The 3,332-nt window shown below is 40.8% G+C and carries 1 protein-coding gene; it reads left to right on the plus strand.

Going from position 1 to position 3,332, the window contains the following annotated elements; genetic code table 11:
* Positions 1-127: 127 nt before the first annotated feature.
* Positions 128-3,332: autotransporter outer membrane beta-barrel domain-containing protein (locus tag ACFINL_RS09440; protein WP_375651464.1), on the plus strand; the 3,205-nt coding region annotated here is incomplete at its 3' end.

Below are 3,332 nucleotides of genomic sequence, written 5' to 3' on the forward strand. Positions count from 1 at the left end.
AAAAAACCAAAAATGTCTTACCAAATAAAAACAATTACTGAAATTAATAACAACTATCCATTTTCACTTCTTCTTATGAAGTTCGCGGGGAAATGAATATTTGGGGGCTATCATAAGGAGAATACTAGTGTATAAAACATCCCTTTTATCATGCACAGCTGCAGCCGCTATCATCCTGTTCAACATCCAGTTCAGTGCACATGCTGAAACCCTCGTAGTTTCTGGGGGAAAACAACAAGAAGTATCCGATAAAACCTACGAAACTATTCACGCAAAAGACGGTGGCAAAATCATTGGCAAGAATTTAACGATAAACCACCCAGTCCATTACGATGTATACGCTGTAACAGCTGAAGGTGTTAACAGTGTAATTGAATTACAGGATAGTAGAATTATCCCAAAACTTGATTCTGAGATTTTCCGCGGTCTTGAAGCCAAAGACGGAGCTACAATCAAAATGATTGGAGGTTCCATTGCAGCTGCCTCTGTTGGCGCTTCTTTTAATAACACGAATAGCAGCGAAAACATGCTAAAAGACGTGGTGATATCAGACTTAGATAAAGATGGACTGCAATTACTCTCAGGAATAGTTACCAAGGGAAGCACGCTCACCTTAAAAAATGTAACTGTTATGCATGCCTTCTCTGCTCTAAAGGCAGATGATCACTCGACAATAACAATCTCTGGAGGATCATTTGATGGAAAAACTGATGGAATATATGCTTCAAATGGCAGCACGGTTACTATCGACAACAAGACTGATATTACATCATCCAGTGCTTATGGACTCCATGCTGATGGTTCAAAATCCAAGATCACAATGACTGGAGGAACAGTAAGCGGACGGGGTGTAAGCGCATTGTTTGCCGAAAACGGCGGACATATTGATGTCAATGGTATTACTATAACATCGACAGATGGCACCGAAGATGGTGCACGCGCCGATGACTCTGGAAGCATGATTGAATTACATAATACAACGATTAAGGATGTTTCAACAGGGCTTATGGCATACAAAAAAGCTACAATCAAGATGACTGGAGGTTCTATTACGGCTATTGCAATGGGTGCTCTCTTCGGCGACGAAAACAGCGAAGAAAATAAGCTAGAAAATGTGAAAATATCAAGTGGTAAAGACGATGACCAACAACTCTTAGGGGTAATGTCCACCCATAACAACAAACTTACTTTAAAAAATGTAACAGTTACTCAAGCCAATATAGGCATAGCCTCCGCTGTTAATTCTCAAATAAACGTATCAGGGGGAGAATTTAATGTAAAAACCTCAGGGGTATCTGCTGAGAGTGGCGGCACCATTATCATAAAAGACAATGCTAAAATTAACGCATCTGATGGTAGTGGACTCCATGCAAGCGGTCCACAATCCCAAATCACAATGACAGGCGGAACAGTATTTGGAAAACAAGCTGCATTGTATACAGAAAACGGTGGACATATCGATGTCAAGGATATTTCTGCAACAGCACAAATCGGTGGTTTGCAAATCATGTCTCTCTTCTACACAGATCAAAATTATCCGCAAAAACGTCAAAGCAATGAAATCAATGTGACTAATGCAGATATCCACGTAGAAAATGGTGCTGGAATTCTTATCGGAGCTTTCACTGACAACGATATCGAAAACAATGCAGACCTATCAATTGGTACAGCCAATATCAAAAATTCAGAAATCCATGCCGATGTTTTATTAGGAAAAGGCGTTTATTGGAAAGACAAAGAGCTTTGGGACTATGTCGGTGCAAACGCCATCTCCAATGGCACCTTCACCTTAAGCGCTGATCAGTCTACTTTAGAAGGCAGAGCGAATATTGCTAAAGACAGAAATGTACGTTTTGATCTGAAAAACAATACAAAATGGACGTTGAAAATTAGCAAAAACGAAAAAGATGCTGATAGCAATCTCCTTGATATCGCTCAAAGATCTCGTTCTGATGTTTCTGTGCTTAATCTCGATAACAGCTCCATTGTTTTTGAGAAACCAACAGAAGATCATTACCAAACCTTGCATATAGGTTCTGGTAAACCAGACACGCAAGAAGTCTACAATGCAACGGGTGATGCAAAGATTTACTTCAACACGGCTTGGAGTGATGGTGCTGCAATAAATGACCAAAAAACCGATAGGCTTTTGATCAATGGGAACGTCTCAGGCAACACATCAGTTTATGTCACGGGGCGCTTAGAAGAGAACAATATCGAAGCAAATACCTCTGCTGCTGCCAATGTCCGAGGTCTTTCACTTATTCAAGTTTCTGGAAAAGCAGAAGAAAACTCTTTCAAACTGGTAAATGGCTATACCACAAGAGGTGGCTTACCAGATATGTATACACTACGTGCCTATGGACCAGACTCAAGCCAAGGCAACGCCGATATTGCACAAAACCTCTTTGATGAAAAGAATGAAAATTTCTGGGATTTCCGTTTGCAACCCGAACTGCTTGACTCCAATTCTGGTTCAAATCCTGATCCTGAAACAAATATTCCTACCGTTGCCCCTGTACCACAAACAGCAAGCTATTTAGTCATGCCAAATGCTCTCTTCTACACGGGACTAACCGATATGGCTAAACAAAACGCACTCTTAGCCAATATCAGAACATCTGTCTTAGGAAAAGAAGAGGAAAAACAAACCGGTTTCTTCCTCTATACTTACGGAAACACAGGAACCTTATCTTCTGAACGCGGACCTCTCAAATATGGTTATGGTGCTGATATCCGCTATGCTGCTCTCCAAGCCGGTGTCACATTAGCAGCAATTGAAGGGCAAAATACCACAACACATTTCGGTCTTGTAGGCACCTATGGGCGGCTGTCTTTCACTCCAAAGGATATGGATGATGCAAGTAAGAGCACATTGGATAAATGGTCACTAACAGCTTATGGCAGCGTACAGCATAACAATGGTTTCTATATGGATACACTGCTATCCTATGGGATAATAAAAGGAGATATCGGCAATGCCATCAGAGGAAATACCGCAAAATTGAAAAACGCCAAAATGTTGAGTATCTCCACCACTGTTGGCAAAGAGTTTGCAACTGGAATGGAAGGCTTAACCTTCGAGCCACAAGCACAAATTGCCTATCAACATTTGATGTTTAATACCATTGAAGATGCTGATAATTTTACCGTTGATATGAAAAATCCTTCTCAATGGTTGATCCGTGTTGGTGGACGTTTGACAAAAACCATTTCCACTGAAAGCAACCGTCCAATGTCTTTCTATGGAAAAGTAAACTTGATCAAAACCTTTGGTGATAATGGTACCATCCAGATTGGCAGAGATTTTGACCTTGATCCTATGGGACCTG

The sequence above is a fragment of the Bartonella sp. AA78NXGY genome, assembly GCF_042197005.1.
GTDB lineage: Bacteria > Pseudomonadota > Alphaproteobacteria > Rhizobiales > Rhizobiaceae > Bartonella.